The sequence below is a fragment of the Cryobacterium sp. M15 genome, assembly GCF_002929675.1.
GTDB classification, from domain to species: Bacteria; Actinomycetota; Actinomycetes; order Actinomycetales; family Microbacteriaceae; genus Cryobacterium; species Cryobacterium lyxosi.
Map to the genome: position 1 here is coordinate 11,838 of NZ_PJJW01000030.1, position 25,490 is coordinate 37,327.

The 25,490-nt window shown below is 65.1% G+C and carries 17 protein-coding genes, 1 tRNA gene and 1 other RNA gene; 3 read left to right on the top strand and 16 right to left on the bottom strand.

Going from position 1 to position 25,490, the window contains the following annotated elements; translation table 11 throughout:
* Nucleotides 1-265 precede the first annotated feature (265 nt).
* Nucleotides 266-1,744 carry a malate:quinone oxidoreductase gene (locus CXY83_RS03305; protein ID WP_104195985.1) on the bottom strand — a complete coding sequence of 493 codons (1,479 nt, stop codon included), beginning with the start codon at nucleotides 1,742-1,744 and terminating at the stop codon, nucleotides 266-268.
* 328 nt (nucleotides 1,745-2,072) lie between these two features.
* Between CXY83_RS03305 and CXY83_RS03310 the strand changes: the two genes are divergently transcribed.
* Nucleotides 2,073-3,032, top strand: a complete 960-nt coding sequence (locus CXY83_RS03310) for a response regulator transcription factor (protein WP_104195986.1) — start codon at nucleotides 2,073-2,075, stop codon at nucleotides 3,030-3,032.
* 46 nt (nucleotides 3,033-3,078) lie between these two features.
* On the opposite strand, the gene CXY83_RS03315 is transcribed toward CXY83_RS03310, so the two are convergent.
* The 11 genes from CXY83_RS03315 to CXY83_RS03365 form a co-directional block, all read right to left on the bottom strand.
* On the bottom strand, nucleotides 3,079-3,429 hold the full coding sequence (locus CXY83_RS03315) for a hypothetical protein (protein ID WP_104195987.1): 351 nt from the start codon (nucleotides 3,427-3,429) through the stop codon (nucleotides 3,079-3,081).
* Between the two features lie 104 nt (nucleotides 3,430-3,533).
* Nucleotides 3,534-4,715: a diguanylate cyclase gene (locus tag CXY83_RS03320; protein WP_104195988.1), complete on the bottom strand. Its 1,182-nt coding sequence runs from the start codon at nucleotides 4,713-4,715 to the stop codon at nucleotides 3,534-3,536.
* Between the two features lie 22 nt (nucleotides 4,716-4,737).
* The gene (locus CXY83_RS03325) at nucleotides 4,738-6,255 is read right to left on the bottom strand and encodes an ATP-binding protein (RefSeq protein ID WP_104195989.1); all 1,518 of its coding nucleotides are present in this window, start codon (nucleotides 6,253-6,255) and stop codon (nucleotides 4,738-4,740) included.
* A 113-nt stretch (nucleotides 6,256-6,368) separates the two neighbouring features.
* A complete protein-coding gene (locus CXY83_RS03330) occupies nucleotides 6,369-8,762 on the bottom strand; it encodes a bifunctional diguanylate cyclase/phosphodiesterase (protein ID WP_146069836.1) in 2,394 nt (797 codons plus the stop codon).
* 138 nt (nucleotides 8,763-8,900) lie between these two features.
* Nucleotides 8,901-9,971: an aspartate-semialdehyde dehydrogenase gene (locus CXY83_RS03335; RefSeq protein ID WP_104195991.1), complete on the bottom strand. Its 1,071-nt coding sequence runs from the start codon at nucleotides 9,969-9,971 to the stop codon at nucleotides 8,901-8,903.
* Between the two features lie 52 nt (nucleotides 9,972-10,023).
* Entirely contained in the window at nucleotides 10,024-11,301 is a 1,278-nt protein-coding gene (locus CXY83_RS03340; protein ID WP_104195992.1) for an aspartate kinase, read from the bottom strand.
* 127 nt (nucleotides 11,302-11,428) lie between these two features.
* A complete protein-coding gene (gene recR, locus CXY83_RS03345; RefSeq protein WP_104192574.1) occupies nucleotides 11,429-12,028 on the bottom strand; it encodes a recombination mediator RecR in 600 nt (199 codons plus the stop codon).
* 3 nt (nucleotides 12,029-12,031) lie between these two features.
* The gene (locus tag CXY83_RS03350; RefSeq protein ID WP_104196046.1) at nucleotides 12,032-14,749 is read right to left on the bottom strand and encodes a DNA polymerase III subunit gamma and tau; all 2,718 of its coding nucleotides are present in this window, start codon (nucleotides 14,747-14,749) and stop codon (nucleotides 12,032-12,034) included.
* A gap of 108 nt (nucleotides 14,750-14,857) precedes the next feature.
* On the bottom strand, nucleotides 14,858-16,108 hold the full coding sequence (locus CXY83_RS03355) for an acetate/propionate family kinase (protein ID WP_104195993.1): 1,251 nt from the start codon (nucleotides 16,106-16,108) through the stop codon (nucleotides 14,858-14,860).
* Nucleotides 16,105-18,333 (bottom strand): phosphate acetyltransferase, encoded by a 2,229-nt coding sequence (gene pta / locus CXY83_RS03360; protein WP_104196047.1) that lies wholly within the window; start codon nucleotides 18,331-18,333, stop codon nucleotides 16,105-16,107. The genes CXY83_RS03355 and pta overlap by 4 nt, the downstream gene beginning before the upstream one ends.
* Before the next feature lie 41 nt (nucleotides 18,334-18,374).
* Nucleotides 18,375-20,843: a phosphoketolase family protein gene (locus CXY83_RS03365; protein ID WP_104195994.1), complete on the bottom strand. Its 2,469-nt coding sequence runs from the start codon at nucleotides 20,841-20,843 to the stop codon at nucleotides 18,375-18,377.
* A 171-nt stretch (nucleotides 20,844-21,014) separates the two neighbouring features.
* Here CXY83_RS03365 and CXY83_RS03370 point away from each other — a divergent pair, with 171 nt between their 5' ends.
* Nucleotides 21,015-21,938, top strand: coding sequence for a LysR family transcriptional regulator (locus CXY83_RS03370; RefSeq protein ID WP_104195995.1), 924 nt, complete (start codon nucleotides 21,015-21,017; stop codon nucleotides 21,936-21,938).
* 23 nt (nucleotides 21,939-21,961) lie between these two features.
* On the opposite strand, the gene CXY83_RS03375 is transcribed toward CXY83_RS03370, so the two are convergent.
* From CXY83_RS03375 to ffs, 3 genes are all read right to left on the bottom strand, one after another.
* Nucleotides 21,962-22,960, bottom strand: coding sequence for an NAD-dependent epimerase/dehydratase family protein (locus CXY83_RS03375; RefSeq protein ID WP_104196048.1), 999 nt, complete (start codon nucleotides 22,958-22,960; stop codon nucleotides 21,962-21,964).
* Entirely contained in the window at nucleotides 22,960-23,931 is a 972-nt protein-coding gene (locus CXY83_RS03380) for an aldo/keto reductase (RefSeq protein ID WP_104195996.1), read from the bottom strand. Before CXY83_RS03380 ends, CXY83_RS03375 begins: the two co-directional genes overlap by 1 nt.
* A gap of 143 nt (nucleotides 23,932-24,074) precedes the next feature.
* An RNA gene (ffs, locus tag CXY83_RS03385) (signal recognition particle sRNA small type) lies at nucleotides 24,075-24,171 on the bottom strand.
* 121 nt (nucleotides 24,172-24,292) lie between these two features.
* On the opposite strand from ffs, the gene CXY83_RS03390 reads away from it, so the two are divergent.
* Nucleotides 24,293-24,380 (top strand) — tRNA-Ser (locus tag CXY83_RS03390).
* A gap of 541 nt (nucleotides 24,381-24,921) precedes the next feature.
* Here the strand turns inward: CXY83_RS03390 and CXY83_RS03395 are convergent.
* The gene (locus tag CXY83_RS03395; protein WP_104195997.1) at nucleotides 24,922-25,434 is read right to left on the bottom strand and encodes a DinB family protein; all 513 of its coding nucleotides are present in this window, start codon (nucleotides 25,432-25,434) and stop codon (nucleotides 24,922-24,924) included.
* Between the last annotated feature and the right edge of the window lie 56 nt (nucleotides 25,435-25,490).

Here is a 25,490-nt window from a genome sequence, read left to right on the forward strand (position 1 = left end):
CACGCCACTCCAAAGCGCCGCCCGCGCATGACTCCGGCAAAGCCCTCCGGCCAACTTCTCTCAGGCGCATAACTCCTGCAATTTGTACCAGGCACGCCGAGGCTCCCGCGTGATCACGCAGGAGCCCACGTAGCAGCACGCAGATTGCAGGAGTTATGCGCCTCGCCGGCCACCCAGCAGACGCTGAGCAGACGCCGAGCAGACGCCGAGCAGTAGCCGCGCAGGCGAAAGCCACGTAGACGCCCGCCCGGCCGGTGCCGGACGGCTAGTTGCTCAGGTGCAGGATTTCAGCGGTGGCGGCCAGCGACGCCGCGGCCGCGGCAGGGTCGTCGGAGAGTTTGGTGCCGTAACTGGGGATCATCTGACGTATACGCGGCTTCCAGCCCTCGATGCGGTCGGGGAAGCAGCGGGCCAGCAGGTCCACCATGATCGGCGCGGCCGTCGAGGCCCCCGGCGAGGCACCGAGCAGGCCGGCGATCGACCCGTCAGCGGACGCGATGACCTCGGTGCCGAACTGCAGCACCCCGCCGAGCTTGGCGTCGTGCTTCATGACCTGCACGCGTTGGCCGGCCGTGATGAGCTCCCAGTCGTCCGAGACCGCAGCGGGAATGAACTCGCGCAGGGCCTTGAGCTTGGCATTTCGCGAGGCGAATACCTCGCCGAGAAGGTATTTCATCAAGTCGAAGTTGTGACGTGCGACGGCGAGCATGGGGCCGAGGTTGTGCGTACGAATCGAGAACGGCAGGTCGAACCAGGTGCTTGTCTTCAAGAACTTCGGGCTGAAACCGGCGTACGGGCCGAACAACAGCGACATTTCGCCGTCGACCATGCGGGTATCGAGGTGCGGCACCGACATGGGCGGCGCGCCCTTGGCTGCCTTGCCGTATACCTTGGCCTGGTGCTGGGCTACGAGCTTTGGATTGGTGGTGCGCAGAAACTGGCCACTGATCGGAAACCCGCCGAAACCCTTGATCTCGGGGATTCCACTCTGCTGCAGCAGCGCCAGGGCTCCACCGCCGGCACCGACGAAGACGAAGCGGGCGTTGATGCTGGTGCGGGTCTGGCCGACATGGCGCAGCAGTTTAAGGTTCCAGGTGCCATCCGCTTTGTGCTTGAGACCGACGACCTGCTCGTTCATGTGCATCGTGACCCCCTGCTGTTCGAGGGTGTCAAACATGAACCGGGTGAGGGCGCCGAAGTCCACGTCGGTTCCGCTCGCGATGCGCGTCGCGGCAATCTTCTGGCCGGCCGGGCGCTTGCGGGTGAGCAGCGGCGTCCACGTACCGATCTTCGCCGCGTCGTCGCTGAACTCCATGCCGGAGAACAACGGCTGGGTGACCAGCACGGCATGACGTTTGCGCAGGTACTCCACGTTGGCTTTACCGTGCACAAAAGTCATGTGCGGGGTGGAGTTGATGAACTTGTTCGGCTCCGGCAGGGCGCCGATTGAAACGAGGTGGGCCCACAGCTGGCGGCTGATCTGAAACTGCTCGTTGATGACGACGGCCTTGTCGGCCGTGACCGAACCGTCGGGCGCCTGCGGCATGTAGTTGAGCTCGCACAGGCCAGCGTGGCCGGTGCCGGCGTTGTTCCACGGGTTCGAGCTCTCTTGGGCAAGTTCGCCGAGACGCTCGTACACCTCGATGCGCCAGTCGGGCTGCAACTCCTTCAGGAGTATGCCGAGGGTGGCGCTCATGATGCCGCCACCAATGAGGACTACGTCGACGGTTCCCGAAGAATTCACACTGCTGAGTGTATCGCTGCGAGCGGTTGCGCCCTACCGTGCCGCCCAGTTCCGCGGCGGCCTACACCTATCGGCGCGCGGGCGCTTTGAGGCGCCCAAAGGCGCGCAGTACCGCTCCGCGGCTACTGTCGCGACGCAGCGGACACCAGGGTCGATCACCGCCCAAAGCCCACCCCCTGCCAGCAGCCAGCAGCTGGCAGCTGGCAGCTGGGAGCTGGGAGCTGGGAGAACGTCGCAGTGATTTTCGGCCGGCGTCGGAACGGTCAGTTTATTAACGCAATAAGTCACCTCGGTGAGGATCTGCCAACTTAACGGGATACTGGAATGTATGTTGTCAGAAAAACCCGAGCAGCGCGTCGCCGTCATCATCGAAGACGACGCAGATATTCGTAACCTGCTGGAGGCCGTGCTCACTCAGGCCGGGTTCGAGACAATCGCCGCGAGCAACGGCCTCGACGGTATCGCCGCGGTACGCGCCCACGATCCGATCGTCACGACCCTCGACGTGAGTATGCCCGGTATGGACGGCTTCGAAACAGCCAAGCGTATCCGCGCGTTCAGCCCCACCTACCTCGTCATGCTCACCGCCCGCGACGACGAAATCGACACCCTCCAGGGCCTCGAAGCCGGCGCTGACGACTACCTGACCAAACCGTTTCGTCCGCGGGAGCTGCGTGCTCGCATCGAAGCAATGTTGCGACGCCCTCGACAAACCATCACCGCGGCTACCGCCGCCGTGCCCGCCGCCGCGCCTATCGTGCCCGCGCCGGTGGCCGCCCGTACTGAGGCGGTGGTGGCCGACCCGCTGGTCGCCACGCCCGCCAGCACTAGTTTGACCAACGCTGCGCCAACTGACACCCCTCTTGGCCCGGTATTTCGACAGACCCACGTCGCATCCGCTCCGACCTACGCACCGGCCGAAGACGCCGCGAGCCCGCTGCGCAGCGCCACACCACGAAATGGCTGGTTTGAACACAACGACCTGCGGCTGAATCCGGAGGAACGCCTCGTGCAACTGGCCGGCACTCAACTCGAACTGACCCGCACAGAGTTCGAACTGCTCGCCGCCCTGCTCGAATCACAGCGGCGGGTGCGCAGCAAGAACGATCTCGCCCTGCTGCTGCGCGGTGAAGCCTATGCGAGCGCCTATCCGGTGAACGAGGCCGATCGGCGCGCGGTCGAAGTGCACATGGGCAACCTGCGTCGCAAACTCGGTGACAGCAGCACGACACCGCACTGGCTGGAAACCGTGCGTGGCGTGGGCTATCGCCTGGCAGCCGAGGAATAGTACGACGAGAGCAATCGCTGGGCCAAATCCGGCCGGCTCAAGCGATCTAACGCGCGATATACCGCGACAGCGCCAAGCAGGTATCTGTGGCCACCGCGGCGAGAAGGGGCAATTGCTGCCGGCACCCCGGCAGATCCTGGTCCTTCAGGGTGCGGTGCAGAAGGCCCGCAGTGTTTTCGAGACGCACGGCTCCCAGCATTTGGCTGCTTGAGCGGATGCTCAACAGCACAATGTCGGCATCCTCGAGGTCTGCTGTGGCCAAGGCGCGGCACAAGCGCAACTCCCGGTTGTGCCAGAGATCGAGAAAATCGTTCACGAACCGGTTTTGTATAGCGACGTCCCCGCCGAGATCTCTTCTCAGTCGCTGCAGTGTGGCTGGGTCGACCAGCGAACTCATGCCGAGCCTCCGCTGGTCAAGGTAGCAGAATGCATCGGCAAGGTCACGCCTATCACTCTGACAGATCTGGGTGCACTTCGGAGCTGCTTCGCGTCAAGATCTGATCAAGATCCGTCGTGGCCGGTCGCGGCGAGTTCGACGGCGATGTCGTTACCGCCGCGCTCCTTGACGGTCTCTATGGCCGTATTGACTGCGATGCTCAGCGCGGTCAGCGCATAGCCGTGGTCGAACGTGTCGGCAATACCAAAACTCGCGGTCAGTCGAATCAGGGAAGCCTCCTTCAACGGTTCGTCGACGAGGGTCGCCTGCATGCGTTCGGCGACCGCGCGGGCTTCGGCCGCAGACCCGGCGCCGACGAGCACTAGAAACCGCCCGCTGGCCGGGTGCCCGATGATCGAAAGCACCGGAGCACTCGCACGTAGTTTCGAGGCGAACGAGGCGATCGCCTCGTCGCCGGCCACCCGGCCGAAGGCAACGTTGATTTCCGGCAGATTGTCGATATCGGCACCGATCACGGCAAGCCCCACGCCCGCATTTCTCGCACGACTCAGATGGTCGGTGGCCGCCTGCCCAAAGGCGGCCGCCGACAGCACGCCCGCCGCCGAGTGGATGCCGTCGGTCAGGTCACCGACGGCACTGCCCGACATCTGCTGCGCGCGCAGGGCGGAAACGGCGATGGTCAGGAGCACCACGACACACAGGCTGAGCGCCGTGGCGTTGGCCGTGTTGAAATAGGTCAGGAACAGCGCCCCGGTCTCCCCATCCACGGTGAAGACGATGGAGCGAGCCGTAGCCGCCGCTGCAGTGACCCACAGAGCCACGGCCAGAATCTGTCCGCTCAGGTTGCGGCGCATACGCCCGCGCACGGCTTCAAGTGCACCGAGAAGGCACAGGACCGCCACAGCAATCCACAATTCTGCGGCGCCGGCCCAGCGGCCGGCGGATTCTCCGTGCAGCAGCGTTGCGGCGAGCACAAGAACGCTGATCGCGCCGATCACCCACAAGCAGCCACGGCTGCGCCGGTTGTACCGCCGGAGCCCGGCCCACAGCGACCCGACGGCGATCGTCAACGATACGTTCGCGACAACAGTGGCCCACCAGATCAGCTGGCCGGTCGCGGAAGCGTCGTGCGCGATGGTGACGACCATGGCGGCGATGAAGCCCACGCTCCAAATGCGGCCGACGGAATCCGTGCGATGGAACGCGGTGTTCAGGATGAAGGACATCCCACACAGCGCGACGATCACTCCGTTCATGACGAGCAGAGTCAGTGTGTCCAGGTTCATGCCCCTACCCCTTGATTGCCGTTCATGATGTGCGTGGTAACGTCGCGATCGCGGTGGTGCCCTTGCCAAGCTCCGATTCGAGCCTCAGGTCTCCCCCATGCTGGCGGCAAATGTCCCGGCTTATGCTCAGACCGAGTCCGGTGCCGTGGACGCTTGACCCGCGCACCGAATCGGCACGGTAGAACCGATCGAACAGGTTCAGCTGCTCGCCGGGGGACATCCCCCGGCCGGTGTCGGTCACGCGCAGCTCGATCTGGGTGTCGGAATCGAGCAGGGTCACGTCGATGCGTCCGGATGCGACATTGTACTTGATCGCGTTCGAGAACAGGTTGTCGATCACCTGGCGCAGGCGAAAGGCATCCGCGTGCAGTTGCACGGTTGGCAGCGCCGAGAGTACGAATGTGATGTCGCGCTCGGCGGCGACCGGCCGCAGCGATTCAATGGCGTCGGTGATGATCACCGACAGGTCACAGGGGGCCGGGATCATCGCCAGCTCGTGCTTGGCCGCGGCGGCCGTTGCGAGCAGGTCGGCGACGAGAGCCAGCAATCGGTCGGAGTTCTTCGACGCCACCTCGAGCATGCGCCGGGTCGACGGGTCGAGGGTGTCATCATCGAGGGCCAGCTCGAGATACCCCATGATCGAGGTCAACGGCGTACGCAATTCGTGCGAAACGGATGCCACCAGGTCATCGCGCGCCTTGATCGCGCGCAGTTCGGCGGTGACGTCCCGCACGACCAGGACACCGCCGTCGTAGTTGTTGTTTTCGTCGAGAATAGGGCGCGCGGAGACGAGCACGGCGGTCTGCTGCTTGCCTTGTTCCCCCAACCAAACCGTCACGCGGTCGACCGTTTCGCCGCGCATCGCTCGCCGGAACGGCCGATCCTGCTCGGCCCAGGGGGTGACCTGGTCCTCGTGGTACGCGTCGATAAAGCCGAGCTGGTCAGCTTTCGCCCCGAACCGGGAGAACATTTCACGCTGGGCGCGGTTGATGAGGTTCGGCTTGGCGTCGCGGTCGAATCCGACGACGCCGAAGTCGATGGCGTTGAAGATCTCGTCGAGGGTGCGCTCCTCCCGGCGAGAGCGACGCAGGGCCCCTTCGAATAAAACGGACTGCTGGGTGAGCAACACCCGCTGCGCCGCGGCACGTTTCGTGGTCGTGTGGGTCGTGGCGGCGACAAAGGCCAGCACGATGGTCACAATGGCCAGTCGCGGAATCTCACTGCCTTGCAGTGCCTCGGTCCGAAACAGGCCGGCCGCCCACAGCATCGCGGAAGTGAACACCACGCCACCAAGAGCACCCCGGCCACCGAAGTGCGTTGACAGCCAGATGATGGGAAAAACAAGGAGAAACGTCGTGCCGAGCAGCGGCTCGCCTTCCCGGGCGATCACCAGCCCGACCAGGTCGACGACCGGCAGAACGATGATCCATTTTTTGTCGAGACGCCGCCAGGGCACCCCCGCCGCGACCGCGGTCGCGACAAAGATAATGAGGATACCGGCCAGAAACAGCTGGTTGGTGAAAAAGACGATGTCGAGCATCCCCGACACCGCGACCAGGAGAAGGGTCGACGAACCGACCAGCAGCTGGGAGAGAAAGACGGAACGTTCGACCCGATAGCGAAGTGCCCGTCCGGGTCGTGGGCGGCTTTGGATTACGACGGTGTCACCGTCGCATGCGGCGTAATCGACGCGAGCGCGGGGCTTGCCGAGGTCGGCAGCACGGCCTGCGCCCCAAATTCATCGAGCCGGTCGACGGTTTCGGTGAACCCCTTCGGCACACCGAAGTGAAAACCCTGGGCGCTGCGAATGCCGAGCTGCGCCAGCTGCCCAGCCATGTGTTCGTTTTCAACACCTTCGACGATCATCGAATACTCGAGCTTGTCGCCGAAACTTTGCAGGGCGGTGAGCACTTCGCGCTGGCGCACGTCGGCAAGGTCATCGACCAGGCTGCGATCAATCTTGAGAATGTCCATCGGCACCCGAACGAGCGAATCGACCGAGGAATCTTCGGACCCGTAGTCATCGAGTGCGATCAGAATACCCACCTCGCGCAGCCGATCAGCCTGCTCTCGTATCTGCGCCGAGACCCGCGCCGCCGAACGTTCGTTAAGCTCGAGGCACAGCAAAATCTCGGGGTAGCGACTGTTCAGGTTTTCTGCGAACGCGCCGAGTCGTTCCGGCGCCAGCTGCCCGGCCTCAACGTTGACGGTAATGCAGATGATGCCGGGTTCGACAAGTCGAAATTCGGCGGCCGCGGCCATGGCCTTCTCGGCAACCTGCCGGGTCAGCTTGTCGAACCGGCCCAGGCTCTTGGCCTTTTCCACCAGCGACGGCGGTGAGATCGCGCCCAGCTCCGGGTCGACGTAGCGCAGCAACGCCTCAAACGCCCAAATGCGGCCAGTGACCAGGCTGACGATGGGTTGATAAGCCAATTGCAACTGGTTTTCGTCGATAGCACGAGCAACCGCGGCGTTGAACCGCGAGGAGCGGTGGCCAGACACGTTGATGCTCGCCACGCCGTCTGTGCTGCCACGGCGGCGCCTTTTCTTGACCATGAGCATGCTGTGGTCAGCGTCGCGAACGAGCGAGGCGATATCCGTTTCGATGACAGCGGAAAACGCCACGCCGATGCTGAGGCTCGGAGTGAAGGTGTCGGTGCCGACAACGAGCGGCGCCGCGGATGCTCTGAGGATCGTTTGAGCGATGGCCGTGGCTTCGTCGAGGGTGGCCAGGCGCGTGAGGATGATGACAAATTCGTCGCCGCCGACCCGGGCGACGACATCGTGCGGACGCACAGCCTGACGCAGTCGTTGGCCCAGAACCCGCAGCACCTCGTCACCTACCTGGTGCCCGCAGGTGTCGTTGAGGCGTTTGAACCCATCAAGGTCCATGAACAATACGGCGATGGCTTCGGTGTCGCTGCGGGTGCTGTTGATGGTGTTCAGGGCCTCCTGGAAGGCGCCATAGTTGGGCAGGCCGGTGAGCGGGTCGGTGTTGGCTTTCGCTGTGAGTCCGGCCACATTCTGCCGGGCTTTTCCGGCTAGTTCAGCGGTGGCAGCGAGGGCTTGCAACGTGTGCCGGTCGACGCCGGAGAACGCGCCATCCATCGCGTCACGACGGGCCACCAAAAACTGAGGTTCCCCGGGGGTGAACGTGACGGGGACACCGATGGCACCGGCCTCGGCGGGGCCGGGCTGCAGGGCGATCGACTGCACACCGACCGCGGCGGCCGCAGCCTGGCACAGGGCATCCGCGAGGCTATCCACGCTGCGTGTGTGGCTGAGGATGCTGCTGCCGACCACGATACCGTTCAGCCTCCGTCGCATATTCCACGCGGAGCGCACAACAATGACGATCGTGGCTACCGTAAAACTCCCCAGGAGCGTGCCGACCGCAGTTTGAATGCTGGTGCGACCTTCTCCAGGGGTGGGCAAGCCGACGCTGACCCAGTGGACCGAGAACATAGTCAACGCGGCAACGGTGCCCAGCAGCGCAGCCAGTCGCAGCGGCGAGACGAATAGACGGCCGCCCCGGTCTGCGGGAGTGTTGAGCAGGTGCATTCTGAGGACTTCGAGTGCCAATACGAACAACACATATCCAGCAGATGCCACGGCGGCGGCTGGCAGCGCGGCTGCACCGAACTGACCGAGAAGCCAATCGATCAGGAAGTAGACCATGCAGCCCACACCGGCGAGGCCCGAGCTGTAGACGGCCAATTTGATGCGACGGGATTTCAGCAACAGCACCACGAGAATTCCGAACATCACGACGCCGATGATGGCCTGCCCGGGCAGTACCGGAACGAGCGCGGGGACAGCGAGAATTGGCAGGCTGACAACGGGCGTTCGATGACGCACACTGCCCACTCGAATCCAAGCTAATTCGAGGGCGGCAACGCACAGGATTCCGCTCACCGCAGCGGCGATTCTAGTGCTGGGATCAGCCAGAACGGCGACGATTGCGCCCGTGATGAACGCCAAAGCCACGGCCGTGAGCACGCCAAAGGAGACGCGCTGCAGCACGCCAGACACCCCACTTCGACTCACGCAGTCAAAGCCTACGCGACTTGTCTTGGAACGCACGCGCGTGACCGGATTTGATCGCGGTCGTTTGGTGGGGCTGTGGTGACAAACGGCGTTCAAAGTTCGGGCGCACCAGCGAAAGCGGGCCCGCGCACGACGAGGTTAGGCTACGACGAGGTCGACCGCAATGAGCTCGGCGATCTGCACGGCATTCAAGGCTGCCCCCTTGCGGAGGTTGTCATTACTGATGAAGAGGGCGAGGCCGCGACCATCCGCTACGCCTTCGTCCTGGCGGATGCGACCGACGAAGCTGGCGTCCTGGCCGGCCGCCTGCAGCGGGGTGGGGATGTCGGTCAGTTCGACGCCAGGGGCGGATTTTAGTAATTCCTGGGCGCGGGCAACGCTGATCGGCTTGGCGAACTCGACGTTGATCGACAGGGAGTGGCCGGTGAACACGGGTACGCGCACGCAGGTGCCCGAAACGAGCAGCTCGGGCAACTCGAGAATCTTACGGCTCTCATTGCGCAGCTTCTTCTCTTCGTCGGTCTCGAACTGGCCGTCATCAACGATGGAGCCAGCCAGCGGAATCACGTCGAACGCGATCGGACGGGCGTAGATGGTGGGCTCGGGCAGGGCAACCGACCTGCCGTCGTGCACGAGCTGTAGAAGGTTTTCGTCTTGCGCGGCGACGCGTACCTGGCTGGCCAGCTCGAACGCGCCGGCCAGGCCGCTGCCAGACACCGCCTGGTAGGTACTGACGATGAGCCGTTCGAGGCCGGCCTCATCGTGCAGCACTTTGAGCACGGGCATAGCTGCCATGGTGGTGCAGTTCGGGTTGGCGATGATGCCCTTGACGGCTCGTTTGATGGCTTCGGGGTTGACCTCGCTGACGACCAGCGGAACGTCGGGGTCCATGCGCCAGCCCGAGGAGTTGTCAACGACGAGCACGCCGGCCGCGGCGAAGCGCGGGGCCTGGGCCTTCGAGAGGGTGGCGCCGGCCGAGAAGATGGCCACGTCGAGCCCGGCGGGGTCGGCGATCGACGCATCTTCGACCGTGATGGGCTCACCCTTGAAGGTGAGGGTACTGCCAGCCGAGCGGGCCGAGGCGAAGAAGCGGATGCTCTTGACCGGAAAATTGCGCTCCTCGAGCAGGCGCCGCACCACGGCGCCGACCTGTCCGGTGGCTCCGACGACGCCGATGTTGATACCGGCTGTGTTGGCTGAGGTGGTCACGTGTGTTTCCTAACGTCGTTCGCCCTCACGGGCACTTCATGCTGTCGAGGGGCTAGCGGCCGGAACCGCCGTGCACGACGGCCTCGATCTCGCCGTCGAGCCCGAACGCGGTGTGCACCACGCGGAGGGCTTCGTTGATGGTGTCGGCCCGGGTGACCACCGAGATGCGAATCTCGCTCGTGGAAATCATCTCAATGTTGATTCCGGACTCGTAGAGGGCCTCGAACAGTTTCGCCGATACACCGGTATTGGTGCGCATGCCACCGCCGACGAGGGCGAGCTTGGCGATCTGGTCGTCGTACTGCAGGCTCGCGAAACCGATGAGGTCCTTCTCGTTGGTCAGCGCGGTGAGTACCCGCTCCCCTTCCGACTTAGGCAGCGTAAACGAGATATCGGTGAGCCCGGTGGCGGCAGCCGACACGTTCTGCACGATCATGTCGACGTTGGCGTTGGTGCGCGCGACGATCTTGAAGATGAGCGCGGCCTTGCCCGGGATGTCGGGCACACCGACCACGGTGACCTTCGCCTCGCTCAGGTCAGCGGCGATTCCGGCGATGATTGGCTCTTCCACGATTTCTCCTTTTTCTCGCGCGGTCACGGCGTTGTACACGATGGTGCCGGTGTTGTTGTTGAACGAGGAGCGCACGTGGAGCGTGACGCCGTGGCGACGCGCATATTCCACAGCGCGAATATACAGAACCTTGGCCCCCGCAGCGGCGAGTTCCAGCATCTCTTCGCTCGTGACGCGCTCGAGTTTGCGAGCGCGGGGAACGACGCGCGGATCCGCTGTGAAGACGCCATCGACATCGGTGTAGATCTCGCAGATGTCGGCGCCGAGGGCAGCGGCGAGGGCGACGGCGGTGGTGTCGGAGCCCCCGCGTCCGAGGGTGGTGATGTCTTTGGTGTCGCGGTTGAAACCCTGGAAACCGGCAACGATGGCGACGGCGCCCTCGTCGAGCGCCGAGCGGATACGCCCCGGTGTGACGTCGACGATACGCGCGGAACCGTGCCGGGCATCCGTGATCATGCCGGCCTGGCTTCCGGTGAAGGAGCGTGCGTCGTAGCCGAGGCTTTTGATGGCCATCGCGAGCAGCGCCATCGAGATGCGTTCGCCGGCCGTGAGCAGCATGTCGAGTTCGCGCGGGGCGGGCAGCGGGGTGACCTGGTGGGCGAGGTCGAGCAGTTCGTCAGTGCTGTCGCCCATCGCCGAGACGGCGACGACGACCTCGTTGCCAGCCCTGCGGGTGTCGACGATGCGCTTGGCGACCCTCTTGATACTTTCGGCATCGGCGACGGATGACCCGCCGAACTTCTGCACGATCAAGCTCATGTGACTCCTGAGATGGGGGTTTGCGGGCCGATGATGCGCGCCCCGTCCAAGGTTCCATCCTAAATGCTGGCGCTCGGGGTCGGTGCCATGTGACGCTGCGCTGCAGGCTGGGGCGGGGTGGGAGTGGCTAGTGCGCGACCTCGCGGCGACCCTCGAAGGCGCGGCCGAGGGTGACCTCGTCGGCGTACTCAAGGTCGCCGCCCACCGGAAGACCGGAGGCGAGGCGGGTCACCTTGATCTCGAGGGTTGTGAGCAGGCGCGACAGGTAGGTCGCGGTAGCCTCCCCCTCGAGGTTCGGGTCGGTCGCGATGATAACCTCCTGCACCGTGTTATCGGCGAGACGCTGCATCAGCTGGCGAATGCGCAGGTCGTCGGGGCCGACGCCGTCGATCGGGCTGATGGCGCCGCCGAGCACGTGGTACAGCCCCTTGAACTCGCGGGTGCGTTCTATCGCTACGACGTCTTTGGCCTCTTCCACCACGCAGATCGACGTGGGGTCGCGACGTGGGTCGCGGCAGATGAGACAGGTCGGCTGTTCGGAAACATTGCCACAAATTTCACAGAATCGCACCTTGTCGCGCACCTCGAGCAGCACGTTCGCCAACCGGGTCACGTCGAACTTCTCGGTCTGCAGAATGTGGAATGCGATGCGCTGGGCGGACTTTGGTCCGATACCCGGAAGCTGGCCGAGCTCGTCGATCAGTTCTTGAACGATGCCTTCATACATGGTCTAGTAGTCGTTTCTGGTTCGGGGCGCCGCGGTGTACGGCTGCTCTTCGATGAAGGTGGCGCCGAGTATCTCGCGCACGACGGCCTCGCCGTAACGCTGCTTCGTCGCGAACGACGGCGCCCGCGACGGATCTTTTGGGGCGCCGCGCTGGCCGGCGTTCGGGTGCTGTCGCCCACGCTGCGCGCTGGGCTGGACGGCGTTTGTCTGCACGGCGTTTGTCTGGACAGCGTTTGTCTGCACGGCGTTTGTCTGGACAGCTGATGCCTCAGCCTGCCCCGCGTAGTTCGGCACACGTTCGTCGGCGGGTGCGTCCATCTCGGGGGGAACGTCGTCATCGAACGGCGGTGGTACGTCGTCAAACGGCGGCTCGTCGTGGCGCTGCGGCGCGGCAAACGGCGCAGCAAACGGCGCAGCGGCCGAGGCGTCGGGTACCGCGGAGTTCGCAGCCCCGGAAGTCGCAGCCTCGGAAGTGGCAACTGAGGTCGCGGACGAGAACGACGAAACCGGGACCGGGGCAGTCGTCGAAACCGGCGCAGCAGCGTCGGCCGTGGCGTCCGTTGTCTCGTCGGCGATGACGGGTATTGCCGGACCATTGGGCGAACCGGGAATGGCCACGGTGGCCCACCCACTGGTTGATGCGGCGACCGGTGACGCGCCTGCGCCCGGCGACGCTACCGCGCGCGCAGCAGCGGCCGGAACGGACGCTGTGCGCGGGGTAGCACCAGCCCCACGTGCAGTCGGTGTCGCTGCAGTCGGTGTCGCTGCAGTCGGTGTCGCTGCAGTCGGTATAGCTGCAGTCGGTACGGCTGACCGGGATGCCGCCGAAACCGCAGTCCCTGGATCTGGCTCGGCCGCTTCGAGCGCCTTAGCGGCAGGTGCTGCAATTGCGGTTGATTCGAGTGCGGGGTTCGCTGGCGCAGGCTCCGCGGCGACGGTCGGCGATGCCCCGGACGACGCGCTGGGCGAAGAGGTCTCACGGCTCGCTTCGACGCGCGCGATGAACTTGACCCGCAGGCCGAGCACAGCCACGATCGCCGTGCGCAGAAAATCGCTGGTTCCCATTCCGGGAACCTTTTGCTGCTTGAAGCTCTCGACGTCGGCTTGGCTCGGGAACGAGAGGGCGAGCACGTCGCCGTTCAGGCCGAGCACCTGAGCGGTGTAGACGACGAGCCACGCCGTGGTCTTCTCGTTTTTGACAGCTTCGAGAATCTCCGGCCAGGCGTCCTTGAGCTGCTGCAGAGTGACCGGGGCGCCGGGGGCGACAGCGGGGCGGTCAGCCTGCATTCCCGAAGTGGCGGACTCGGCCACCGGTTGTGGAGACACGACCGGTGGTTGTGGAGACAGGATCGGCACCGAGGCTGCGGGCGCGGAGGATGGCGACGTTTGAGAGACGGGCAGCATTCCCTGTGCGGCGGTCTTGGCGGGCTCGACCAGCGGTGCGGGCGCAAAGGAGGCGTGCACCACAAGAGGCGCGACAAGCACGCCCGAGGCCGGCGGCACAGATCCCGCGGAATTCGCCGAGCCACCAACGGCGGGCGCCGCAGCAACACCGTCGACGCCGATGCGACGCTCGAGGCGCTCGACCCGGGCCAAAGCGCCGCGCGTCGTGTCATCGGTCGCGGGAATCAGGGCGCGCGCGATCATGAGCTCGAGGTGCAGGCGCGGCGAGGTGGCCCCGCTCATCTCGGTGAGCGCGGCGTTGAGAATATCGGCGGTACGGGAGAGTTCGGCCGCCCCAAAAGCGGCGGCCTGCACGTTCATGCGCTCGAGTTCATCTTGCGGCACACCGCGCAGCACTGCCGCCGCCCCCGCGACGCTCGTCGCCGCGACGATAATGAGGTCGCGCATGCGTTCCAGCAGGTCTTCGACGAACCGGCGCGGATCTTGCCCGGTCTGGATGACCCGGTCGACCGCATCGAACGCGGCGGCTGGATCGCGGGCGCCGATGGCCTCAACGGCCTCGTCGAGTAGGGACGCACTCGTATAGCCCAGCAGTGCCACGGCGCGCTCATATTCAATGGACTGCCCGTCGGACCCGGCCATGAGCTGGTCTAGGAGCGAAAGAGTGTCGCGCGGCGAGCCGCCGCCGGCGCGCACCACGAGTGGCAGCACCCCGGGAGCGACGACCATCTTCTCGGTGTCACACATCTGCTGCACGTATTCGAGCATCGGTCCCGGCGGCACCAGCCGAAACGGATAGTGATGGGTGCGCGAACGGATGGTACCGATCACCTTTTCGGGTTCGGTGGTCGCAAAAATGAACTTCACGTGTTCCGGCGGCTCTTCGACGATCTTGAGCAGCGCGTTGAAGCCCTGCGGCGTAACCATGTGCGCCTCGTCGAGGATGAAGATCTTGTAGCGGTCGCGGGCCGGCGCAAAAATAGCGCGCTCACGAATGTCGCGGGCATCGTCGACACCGTTGTGGCTGGCCGCGTCGATTTCGACGACGTCGAGGGAGCCCCCGCCATCGCGGGCAAGTTCCACACAGCTCGGGCAGACACCGCAGGGGGTGTCGGTAGGACCCTCAGCACAGTTCAGGCAGCGGGCCAGGATGCGCGCCGACGTGGTCTTGCCACAGCCACGCGGACCACTGAACAGATAAGCGTGATTCACCCGGTTGGTGCGAAGCGCCGTCATCAGCGGATCGGTCACTTGGGACTGGCCGATCATCTCGGCAAAGGTCTCTGGCCGATAGCGGCGATACAGGGCGGTAACCACGTTCTCAATGGTACTTGCCTGCACCGATACTCGCCCGCGCTCGCGCCGCTTTACTGTTCTGTGCCTGCGTGTAAATCCGGTCGATCCGCGACACACCGGTCGAACGAGCTAACCCACCGTCGCCAGGGTCTGGCGGGCGATCTCAAGCTCTTCGTTGGTGGGAATCACCAGTACGGTGACCGCGGAATCGTCGGCGCTGATGACACGCGCGCCTCGTTCGGTGGCCGTGTTGCGCTCGGGATCGATGTGGATACCCAGCGCCTCCAGCCCGGCAAGCGACCGTTCGCGCACGAGCGGCGCGTTCTCCCCGACACCGGCCGTGAACGAGATCACATCGAGCCGGCCGAGCTGCGCGTAGTACGCCCCGATATAGCCCTTGATTCGGTGCACATACACGTCGATCGCGAGTTGCGACGGCCCGTCACCGGCGGTTGCGGCTTCCATGACATCGCGCAAGTCGCCGCGTCCGGTGAGGCCCAGCAGCCCGCTACCGCGGTTGAGCAGGGTGTCGAGGTCATCGAAGTCGAGTCCGGCCCTGCGGTGCAGGTGAAAAAGCACGCCGGGGTCGATGTCACCGGAGCGGGTGCCCATGACGAGTCCCTCGAGCGGCGTCATGCCCATGCTGGTCTCGACCGAACGGCCGCCGGCGACCGCGCAAACCGAGCCTCCGTTGCCGAGGTGCAGCACGATCTGGTTGAGCTCCGTCACCGGGCGCGCGAGAAAGTTGGCCGCCTCGCGGGCCACGAAGCCGTGGCTCGTGCCGTGAAAGCCATAGCGACGAATGCGAAAACGCTCCGCCAGATCGGCATTGATCGCGTAGGTGAACGCCTCCGGAGGCAACGTCTGGTGGAACGCCGTGTCGAAGATGGCCACATGCGGCACATCCGCGAAAGCTTCACCGGCCGCGACGATGCCCTGCAGCGCGCCCGGATTGTGCAGCGGCGCGAGCCCGGACAAATCATCGATGTCACGCTCGACCTGCGGCGTCACCAGGGTCGGCTCGTGAAAACGCGCTCCGCCGTGCACGACCCGGTGCCCGACCGCGACTGGCGCGTGGGCCGCGAGCGATGGCCCATGGGTCGCGAACGCCTCAAGCATCACGGCAAATCCGGCCGTGTGGTCGGCAATAGGCAGCTCACGCTGCCATTTCTGATCAGCGGATGCCGGACCTGGAGTTTTCGACGCGACGTCCGCCTCTGCGGTAGTCGCCGCCACCCCGGCGACAGAGTGTGCGGCCGCCCCCATGAGCTCGCCGATGCGCTCGACCAGACCGCTCGCCAACGTGGTCTCGGTATCCATTTCGATCAGCTGATATTTGAACGAGCTCGAGCCTGAGTTGACGACGAGAACCGCAGTCACCGAGTTGCCCCGGCGGGTGTGGCATCCACGACAAGACTGTTCCGCGCGCCGGTGTCCAAAGCGGAGGCAAGCCCGGCCGCCTGGATGGCCGTGATCGCGACGGTGTTGACAATGTCCTGCACCAGGGCACCGCGGGAGAGGTCGTTGATCGCCTTGCGCAGGCCCTGCAGCACGGGGCCGATCGCGACGGCGCCAGCGCTGCGCTGCACCGCCTTGTAGGTGTTGTTGCCGGTGTTGAGGTCGGGAAAGATGAACACCGTGGCGCGGCCAGCCACGCTGGAACCGGGCATCTTGGTGGCGGCGACCGCGGCATCCGCTGCCGCATCGTACTGAATCGGGCCTTCGACCAGCAGGTCGGGCCGGCGCTCGCGCACGAGGGCGGTGGCGGCGCGTACCTTCTCGACGTCGGCGCCCTCGCCGGAACTGCCGGTGGAGTACGACAGCATGGCGATGCGCGGCTCGATGCCGAACTGTACTGCCGTCGCCGCAGCGGAGATAGCGATGTCGGCGAGTTGCTCGGCCGTGGGCACCGGGATGACGGCGCAGTCGCCGTAGACCAGCACGCGGTCGGCGAGGGCCATGAGGAACACGCTCGACACGACTCCGACACCGACCTGGGTCTTGATGATCTCGAAGCTCGGCCGGATGGTGTGCGCGGTGGTGTGGGTGGCCCCGGAGACCATGCCGTCGGCGAGACCCTGCTGCACCATCATGGTTCCGAAGTAGCTCACGTCGGTGACGGTCTCGTTGGCCTGGTCGAGCGTGATGCCCTTGTGGGCGCGCAACTGCATATATTCGTGCGCGAACTTGATGCGCAGCAGGTCGTCATAGGGGCTCACGACGTGGGCCTTGGAGATGTCCAGCCCCAGGTCGATGGCGCGCGAGCGCACCTCGAATTCCTCGCCGAGGATGGTCAGTTCGACCACATCGCGGGCCAGCAGGGTGGCAGCGGCGCGCAGCACGCGGTCGTCCTCCCCTTCGGGCAGCACGATGTGCTGGCGGTTCTGCCGGGCCCGTTCAAGCAGCGTGTACTCGAACATGAGCGGGGTGACGACCTCGGCCCGGCTCACATCGAGCCGATCGAGCAGTGCGGCCGCGTCGACGTGCGTTTCGAACAGGGCCAGCGCCGTGTCGTGTTTGCGTTGCGAGTCGGCGGCGAGCCGCCCTCGGGTGCGGGTGATGCGCATGGTCGTGTCGTAGGAACCGAGCGACGTCCGAATGATCGGCAGCGATGGGGCGAGGCCCTCCATCAGCTGCTGGATAGCGTCGGGGAGTTCGAAGCCGCCATTGAGCACGATGCCGGCGATCGATGGGAACGTTGCGGAGGCGTTGGCGAGTAGCACGGCCAGCAGCACGTCTTCGCGGTCACCAGGCACGACGACGACAGCGCCTTCGATCAGTCGTGGCAGCACGTTGACCATCGACATGGCCGCCACGACAACGCCGAGCGCCTCACGGGCCAGTAGCGCCGGGTCGCCCTCGATCAGGGTGCCATCGGTCGCCTCCATGATGCTCTGCATGCTCGGTGCGACAAGGTAGGGGTCTTCGGGAATAGCCCAGATCGGCACGCCGAAGGCTCCGCCCGAGCGCGCCGGCTGGGCGTTGGTCGTGGCGCGCACCGACTGGATGATCTCGGCCAGGGCCATTTCGTCGGCGCGGTTGACAATGATCGCCAAAATGGATGCGTGTTCGTCGCGCAATTCCGCCAGCGCTACGTCGGTCTGCTGACCGATGTCCACGGCGGAGCGGGCGTCGCTCTGGCCGAGGCGTTCACCCTCGCCGGGGCCGACACGGCCGCCGAGCACGAGCAGTACCGGGGCGCCGAGGTTCGCGGCGATGCGGGCGTTGAAAGCGAGTTCGGTGGGGCTGCCGACGTCGGTGTAGTCACTTCCGATGACGACAACAGTGTCGCAGTTGGCTTCAATCGCCTTGTAGCGCGCGACGATACGGGCCAGGGCCGCGTCGGGGTCGGTGTTGACGTCGTCGTAACTGACCCCGATGCTCTGCTCGTAGGTCTGCCCGGCCGCAGCACCGGGTCCGGCGTTGGCCTGCAGGTGGCGAAGCAGGAGCTCGACGACGTAGTCGGGTTCGGTTGCGGTGCGGGCAACAGGGCGAAACACGCCCACCCGCTCCACCAGGTGGGTGAGCGTGTCGAGCACGCCGAGAGCGATTGAAGATTTGCCGGTATTGCCTTCGGCGCTGGTGATATAGATGCTTCGAGCCACGGTGTCCATTCAAGCGTATGTGGGGTGTGAGTTTGTTCTAGCTAGATGTTGTCGCTGCCGGTTTGGTCGATGCGCGGCGCGACATCCGTCTTCGACCAGGACCAGTCGGTGACCGCTGGCAGGTCCTCGCCGAAGTCCCGGGTGTACTGGCGCGCGGCCAGGCGGGCGTCCTGCATCTGCTGCCGGAGCAGGCCGGCGCGGGCAGCGAGACCGGGGGTGCGGTCGATGACGTCCATGACGAGGTGATACCGATCGAGGTCGTTGAGCATGACCATGTCGAATGGGGTCGTCGTGGTGCCGTTCTCCTTATAGCCGCGGGCATGCAGGTTCTCGTGGCCGTGGCGCTTGTAGGTGAGCCGATGAATGAGCCACGGGTAGCCGTGATAGGCGAAAATGATGGGCTTGTCTGGCGTGAACACGGCATCGAAGGCGCTGTCGCTCAGGCCGTGCGGATGGTCATCCTCGGACTGCAAGCGCATCAGGTCGACGACGTTCACGACCCGCAGCTTGAGATCCGGCAGGTTCTCGCGCAGAATCTCGGCGGCGGCGAGCACCTCCAGCGTCGGAACGTCGCCGGCCGCGGCGAGCACGACATCGGGCTCCTGACCGGCAATTTCGGTGCCCGCCCAGTCGAAGATGCCCAGTCCCCGGTTGCAGTGGGCGACGGCCTCGGTCATGGTGAGCAGGTTCGGCGCTGGCTGCTTGCCGGCCACGACCACGTTGACATAGTTGACGCTGCGCAGGCAGTGGTCGTAGGTGCTCAGCAGCGTGTTCGCGTCGAAGGGCAGGTAGACCCGCACCACGTCGGCGCTCTTGTTGACGACGTGGTCGATGAATCCGGGGTCCTGGTGGCTGAACCCGTTGTGATCCTGCCGCCAGACATGCGAGCTGAGCAGGTAGTTCAGGCTCGCGATCGGTGCCCGCCACGAAATATCGGCGGTCACCTTGAGCCATTTGGCGTGCTGGTTGAACATGGAATCGACGATGTGAATAAACGCTTCGTAGCAGTTGAACAGTCCGTGCCGCCCGGTGAGCAGGTAGCCCTCGAGCCAACCCTGGCACTGGTGCTCGCTCAGCACCTCCATGACGCGGCCAGCGCGCGCCAGGTTCGTGTCACCGGGCCGGATCTCGGCGTCCCACTGTTTGCTGGTCACCTCGTAGACCGGCGGAGCCAGCCGGTTGGAGGCGGTTTCATCCGGCCCGAAGATGCGAAAGTTGTCGGGATTCAAGCGGATGACTTCGGCCAGGTAGCCGCCCAGCACCCGCGTGGCCTCATCCGTCGTCGCAGCCGGCTCTGGCACGTCGACGGCGAAATTGCGAAAGTCGGGCAGGTGCAGGTCACGGCGCAGGAGTCCGCCGTTGACGACCGGGTTGGCGCTCATGCGCAGGGGGCCGACCGGGGCGAGAGCTCGGATGTGTGCGACGGGAGCACCGTTGGACTCGAACAGCTCTGCGGGACGGTAGGAGAGCATCCACTCTTCGAGCAGGGCCGTGTGCTCCGGGGTGTCACGGGCGTTGGCGAGCGGAACCTGGTGGGCGCGCCAGGTGTTCTCCACCTGCACGCCGTCGATGATGGCGGGACAGGTCCAGCCCTTGGGAGTGCGCAGGATGATCATCGGCCAGCGTGGACGGGCAAAATCCTCGTTGTTTTTATCGGCCTTCGCGGCCGCTGCCTTGATCTCGGCGATCTGGTTGAGCACCCGATCGAGGGTCTCGGCCATGCGGGCGTGTACGAGCAGCGGATCTTCGCCGTCGAAGCCGCCAGAGACGATGTACGGAGTGTGACCGTAGCCGCGCATGAGGTCGAGCAGCTCGTCTTCGGGGATGCGCGCGAGCACGGTGGGGTTGGCGATCTTGTACCCGTTGAGGTGCAAAATGGGCAGCACGACGCCGTCGTGAATCGGGTCGATGAACTTATTGGAGTGCCAGCTGGTGGCGAGCGGCCCGGTTTCAGCCTCGCCGTCGCCCACCACCGCGGCCACGAGCAGGTTGGGATTGTCGAATGCGGCCCCGTAGGCGTGGCTGAGGGCGTAGCCGAGTTCGCCACCCTCGTGGATGGATCCGGGGAGTTCGGGCGAGGCATGGCTGGGGATTCCGCCGGGAAAGGAGAACTGGCGAAACAGCTTCTGCACGCCGCGGGCGTTCTGTTCGATGTCGGCGTAGACCTCGGTGTAGGTGCCGTCAAGGTAGGCGTTGGCGACCATTCCGGGGCCGCCGTGGCCCGGGCCGGTGATGTAGATAGTGCTCTGGCTGCGTTCCTGGATGGCGCGGTTCAGGTGCGCGTAGAGAAAGTTGAGGCCGGGCGTTGTGCCCCAATGGCCGAGCAGGCGCGGTTTGACGTGGTCGCGGGTGAGGGGCTCGGTGAGCAGGGCGTTGCCGAGCAGATAGATCTGGCCGACGGTCAGGTAATTCGCGGCACGCCACCAGGCGTCGATACTCGCGAGGGCCTCCGGGCTAAGCGGTGCGGGTGCACGCGTAGGCCAGGTCATGGTGCCGGAATCATGGATCATCGGTCCTCCGCATCGTCTCGCGGCCACGCAGCCGCGCTTCCTCCATCCTATTGAGCCTTGGTCGTGCCTCAAGTGCCAAAGGTCCCGTTGGCCGCGGAGGCGTCCACCCCCGGGCTTCAGTCCAGTAGATTCACTTCTGAACGCGACCTGATCCAGTCATAGGATCGTTGAATGGAACTCCGTCAACTTGAACATTTCGTTACGGTCGCCGAGGAACGTCACTTCACCCATGCCGCCGACCTCTTACAGATCTCACAGTCCGGCCTCTCGGCTTCGATTCGTGCCCTCGAAGGTGAACTCGGGATGTCGCTTTTCGCCCGCAGTACTCGACGGGTAGAACTGACCGCGGCCGGACAGGCGCTTCTGGCGGACGCCCTGCGCACGCTGGCCAGCGCCGCCGCCGCGCAGAATGCGGTCGCGGCCGTTCGTGGTCTCATGCGCGGCCGGCTCACCGTCGGGGCCGAACCGTGCGCCGGCGCAATCGACCTGCCCGCCGAGCTGGCGCAGTTCCGCACGGTCAACCGTGGTGTCGAGGTCAGACTGCGCTACGCGGGTTCGGTCGAACTCATCGAGAGCGTCGCAAGCGGGCGAGCGGATATCGCGGTCGTCGTCGAGACCGGTCCCACCCCGCCAGGGGTTACCCTGCACGAGCTCGGTACGCAAAGGCTCGTTGTACTCGCTCACCCCGAGCATCCGCTGGCCGGCCGATCCTTGATCACTCTGGAGTCTTTGCGCACCGAGTCGCTGATCGGTTTTCAGTCCGGTTGGGCCGCGCACGTGCTCGCCCGACGGGCCTGTGCCGCAGCCGGATTCGACTATCGGGCGGCGATGGAGGTCAACGACGTGCATTCTCTACTGGATCTGGTGGGCTACAACCTCGGAGTCGCCATTGTTCCGGCGAGCTTCGCCGCCAAGCGTCCCGAAACCCTGCGCACGATCGAATTGCCCGGCGGCCTGCCGACGTGGAGTGTCGCGGTCGCCGTCGCCGACGAGCCGAGCCCGGCCGCCACGGCGTTCCTGGATCAGCTCTTGGCAAACGTGGCGGTTCAGGTTGCGGGCAACTCGGTCGACGCTACCTCCGCCGCCGCCACCTGAGCCGAAACGCTTTTTCCTGTTTGCTAACCCCTCGTCCTCGCCGCGTCAATGAGCGCCTCGAAGCTGCGCTCGAGGCCCGTGTCTCTGATTTGCGCGTCGGGGTGTGCGTCGTACCAGCGGATGGTGTCGCGCGCGCCGAGCGCGAGCGGGGTGGTGCAGACAAAATCGGGCACGAGCGCCTTGATCTTGCTGTTGTCGAAGATGACGGAATGCGCCTTGTCGCCGAGTAGTGCCGGGCCGAGATGCGGCACCGCAGCCGCGATGGTCTCCGACGCCACGTGCACCAGCTCGGGCAGTGGCACGCCCGCTGCCTCGGCGTAAAGCTCGTAGATTCTATTCCACGGCAGAAATTCGTCGGAGGTGATGGTGAAACTGTCGCCGATGGCCTGCGGCAGGCCGAACAGCCCGACAAAGGCCTTTGCGAAGTCTTGGCTGTGCGTGATCGTCCAGAGCGAGGTGCCGTCACCGTGCACCAGCACGGGGCGGCCGGCGCGCATGCTGACGATGTCACTCCACCCGCCGGTGAGTGGAATCGCCGTCTGGTCGTAGGTGTGCGAGGGGCGCACGATCGTGACCGGGAATCCCTGCTCACGGTAGGCCGCGACCAACAGGTCTTCGCAGGCAATCTTGTCTCTCGAATACTGCGAGTAGGGGTTTCGAAGCGGCGTGGATTCCAGAATGGGCAGTCGAGCCGGCGGCTTCTGGTAGGCCGACGCCGAGCTGATGAACACGAACTGGCCCGTATGCCCCGAGAACAGCTCGATATCTGCCGCCACGTGCTCAGCCGTGAACGCAACGAAGTCCACGACGACATCGAAGGTTCGCCGACCCACGGCAGCCCGGATCGAGGCCGGGTTGCGCCCGTCTGCCGTGAGCACCTCCACACCGGCGGGAACCGGCCGCTGGGTCGTCGTCGCCCGGTTCAGCACCGTGAGGCGGTGCCCGGTCGCGACCGCTCGTGCAGCGGCGGCAGCGCTGATCACGCCGGTACCGCCGATGAACAAGACGTCGAGCCCGCGCATCACCATGCGTAGTCTTCCGGAGCGCTCTTCTTGCCGGGGAAGATCTCGTCGAGGCGGGCCAGTACCGACGCGTCGAGTTTCACATCGAGTGCGCGGATGCCCGCAGCCAGCTGGTCCTGCGTGCGCGGACCGATGATCGGGGCGGTGACGCCGCCCTGGTGCAGCAGCCAGGCGAGCGCGACGTCGCCGGGTTCGTGGCCGAGTTCGGCGGCGAAGTCTTCGTACTTCTCGATGGCGTCGCGGTGAGTCGCGAGGGCTTGCACGGCATGGTCGGAGAGGCGACGCTTCCCGTCTCGCTGCTGGCGGAGAACTCCGCCGAGCAGTCCGCCCTGCAGAGGAGACCAGGCGATGACGCCGATACCGTTGGCCTGTGCGGCCGGCAGCACCTCGAGCTCGATATCACGGGTGATCAGGTTGTAGATGGACTGCTCGCTGACCAGTCCGGTGAAATTACGTCGACGCGCTTCGGCCTGGGCCGTGGCAATGTGCCAGCCGGCAAAGTTGCTGCTGCCGGCGTAGAGGATCTTCCCTTGCGCAACGGCCGTCTCCATGGCCTGCCAGATCTCATCCCACGGGGTGCTGCGGTCGATGTGGTGAAACTGGTACACGTCGATGTAGTCGGTCTTGAGCCGGGTGAGGCTCGCGTCGAGGGCGCGGCGGATGTTCAGGGCCGAGAGCTTGCCGTTGTTTGGCCAGTCGGTCATGTCACCGTAGAGCTTGGTGGCGAGCACGGTCTTATCGCGACGCTCGCCGCCCTGGGCGAACCAGTCGCCGACGATCTTCTCGGTCGCACCGTGCCCGAGGCGACCGCCGTAGACGTTCGCAGTGTCGACATAGTTGATTCCCGCGGCCTGGGCGGCGTCCAAAATGGCGAACGATTCGGACGGGTCCGTTTCCGGGCCGAAGTTCATGGTGCCGAGGCAGAGGCGAGAAACTTTGAGGCCGGAGCGGCCAAGCTGGGTGTATTCCATATCTTTAGGTTGGCCGCGCATCGGTCGGCTGTCCAACAGCACCCACGGATACCACTGTGCACCTGCGCTTCTCAATCGAGAACGCCTGCCCAGCCGTTTCGGCACAAGGGCGCAGCCCTGATTGCCCCCGCGCTTCCCCGTAGAGAAAAGACTCCTCGCGCACCCGCCAGAGCCCGGTTACCCTTGCTACGTTTCCGTCCTGGGGGAATTGGCCAAGGTGGCGCCACGCGAGGAGCCGAACCTCAGTTTAGGGTACGACGTGGGGCGTGGCCAACCGAGCGCGGTCTGGGCCGGTGGCGGCAGCATCCGCTGGAAACAGGTAAGATTCTCTGGTGCCGTTGCTTTACTGAAACGGCGGCCAGGAGAATTCGCCTAGTGGCCTATGGCGCACGCTTGGAAAGCGTGTTGGGTGAAAGCCCTCGGGGGTTCGAATCCCCCATTCTCCGCCAGATAAGCAAACCGCAGCGTGTTGGGTGACGCACAGCCCCACTTGCGGGGTTCGAATCCCCCATTCTCCGCCAGATAAGCAAACCGCAGCGTGTTGGGTGACGCACAGCCCCACTTGCGGGGTTCGAATCCCCCATTCTCCGCCAGATAAGCAAACCGCAGCGTGTTGGGTGACGCACAGCCCCACTTGCGGGGTTCGAATCCCCCATTCTCCGCCAGATAAGCAAACCGCAGCGTGTTGGGTGACGCACAGCCCCACTTGCGGGGTTCGAATCCCCCATTCTCCGCCAGATAAGCAAACCGCAGCGTGTTGGGTGACGCACAGCCCCACTTGCGGGGTTCGAATCCCCCATTCTCCGCCAGATAAGCAAACCGCAGCGTGTTGGGTGACGCACAGCCCCACTTGCGGGGTTCGAATCCCCCATTCTCCGCCAGATAAGCAAACCGCAGCGTGTTGGGTGACGCACAGCCCCACTTGCGGGGTTCGAATCCCCCATTCTCCGCCAAAACAACAAACGCAACGTGTTGGGTGACGCCCGCGGCTCAGGCGCCGGCGCGATCGGCGAGACCGCGCACGAAGGCGGCCTGACCGGCGTGCTGCAGGTCGTCGGAGAGCACACTAGCGAGGCGCACACCGACCGTGACGGCGGGGGTCCAGGACTCGTCGACGACCCGGTCCAGGTCCGCCGCGCTCAGACTGGCTAGATAGGCGAGGGTCACGGTGTGCACGGCGTCGTAGTAACCGCCAAGCAGGTCGGCGTCGGCGCGGACGTCGGCGACCTCGGCGGATGTGAAGCCATAGCCGATCCTCTTCGGCTCGAACGGCAGGTCGAATCGTTCGGCCCACCCCTGCTCGGTGTACACCTGCTCGGTGCCCGCCAGGTCGGCGATGTGGTCGTCCTGCAGGCGGGACAGGTGCCAGGTGAGCCAGGCAATGGTGTTGGCATCGGCATCCGCTCGATACGTGAGGGTGGCGACGGTCGCGTTTTTCAGGGTCGCACCTACGTATCCCTGGATACGGGAAAACTCTTCGATGAGCAGTTCGGACGGGGTCATGGCTCTCCTTAGTCGTTCTGCCACCGTACTCCCGCGCTGCGCCGCGATGCTGGCGA

Bases quoted from the DNA above. Each gene is read 5' to 3' on its own strand.
- CXY83_RS03365 (WP_104195994.1), bottom strand. From the start codon at position 20,843: ATGATCCATGATTCCGGCACCATGACCTGGCCTACGCGTGCACCCGCA.
- CXY83_RS03320 (WP_104195988.1), bottom strand. From the start codon at position 4,715: ATGAACCTGGACACACTGACTCTGCTCGTCATGAACGGAGTGATCGTC.
- CXY83_RS03370 (WP_104195995.1), top strand. From the start codon at position 21,015: ATGGAACTCCGTCAACTTGAACATTTCGTTACGGTCGCCGAGGAACGT.
- recR (WP_104192574.1), bottom strand. From the start codon at position 12,028: ATGTATGAAGGCATCGTTCAAGAACTGATCGACGAGCTCGGCCAGCTT.
- CXY83_RS03395 (WP_104195997.1), bottom strand. From the start codon at position 25,434: ATGACCCCGTCCGAACTGCTCATCGAAGAGTTTTCCCGTATCCAGGGA.
- CXY83_RS03380 (WP_104195996.1), bottom strand. From the start codon at position 23,931: ATGGAATACACCCAGCTTGGCCGCTCCGGCCTCAAAGTTTCTCGCCTC.
- CXY83_RS03310 (WP_104195986.1), top strand. From the start codon at position 2,073: ATGTTGTCAGAAAAACCCGAGCAGCGCGTCGCCGTCATCATCGAAGAC.
- CXY83_RS03315 (WP_104195987.1), bottom strand. From the start codon at position 3,429: ATGAGTTCGCTGGTCGACCCAGCCACACTGCAGCGACTGAGAAGAGAT.
- CXY83_RS03340 (WP_104195992.1), bottom strand. From the start codon at position 11,301: ATGAGCTTGATCGTGCAGAAGTTCGGCGGGTCATCCGTCGCCGATGCC.
- CXY83_RS03325 (WP_104195989.1), bottom strand. From the start codon at position 6,255: ATGCTCGACATCGTCTTTTTCACCAACCAGCTGTTTCTGGCCGGTATC.
- CXY83_RS03375 (WP_104196048.1), bottom strand. From the start codon at position 22,960: ATGCGCGGGCTCGACGTCTTGTTCATCGGCGGTACCGGCGTGATCAGC.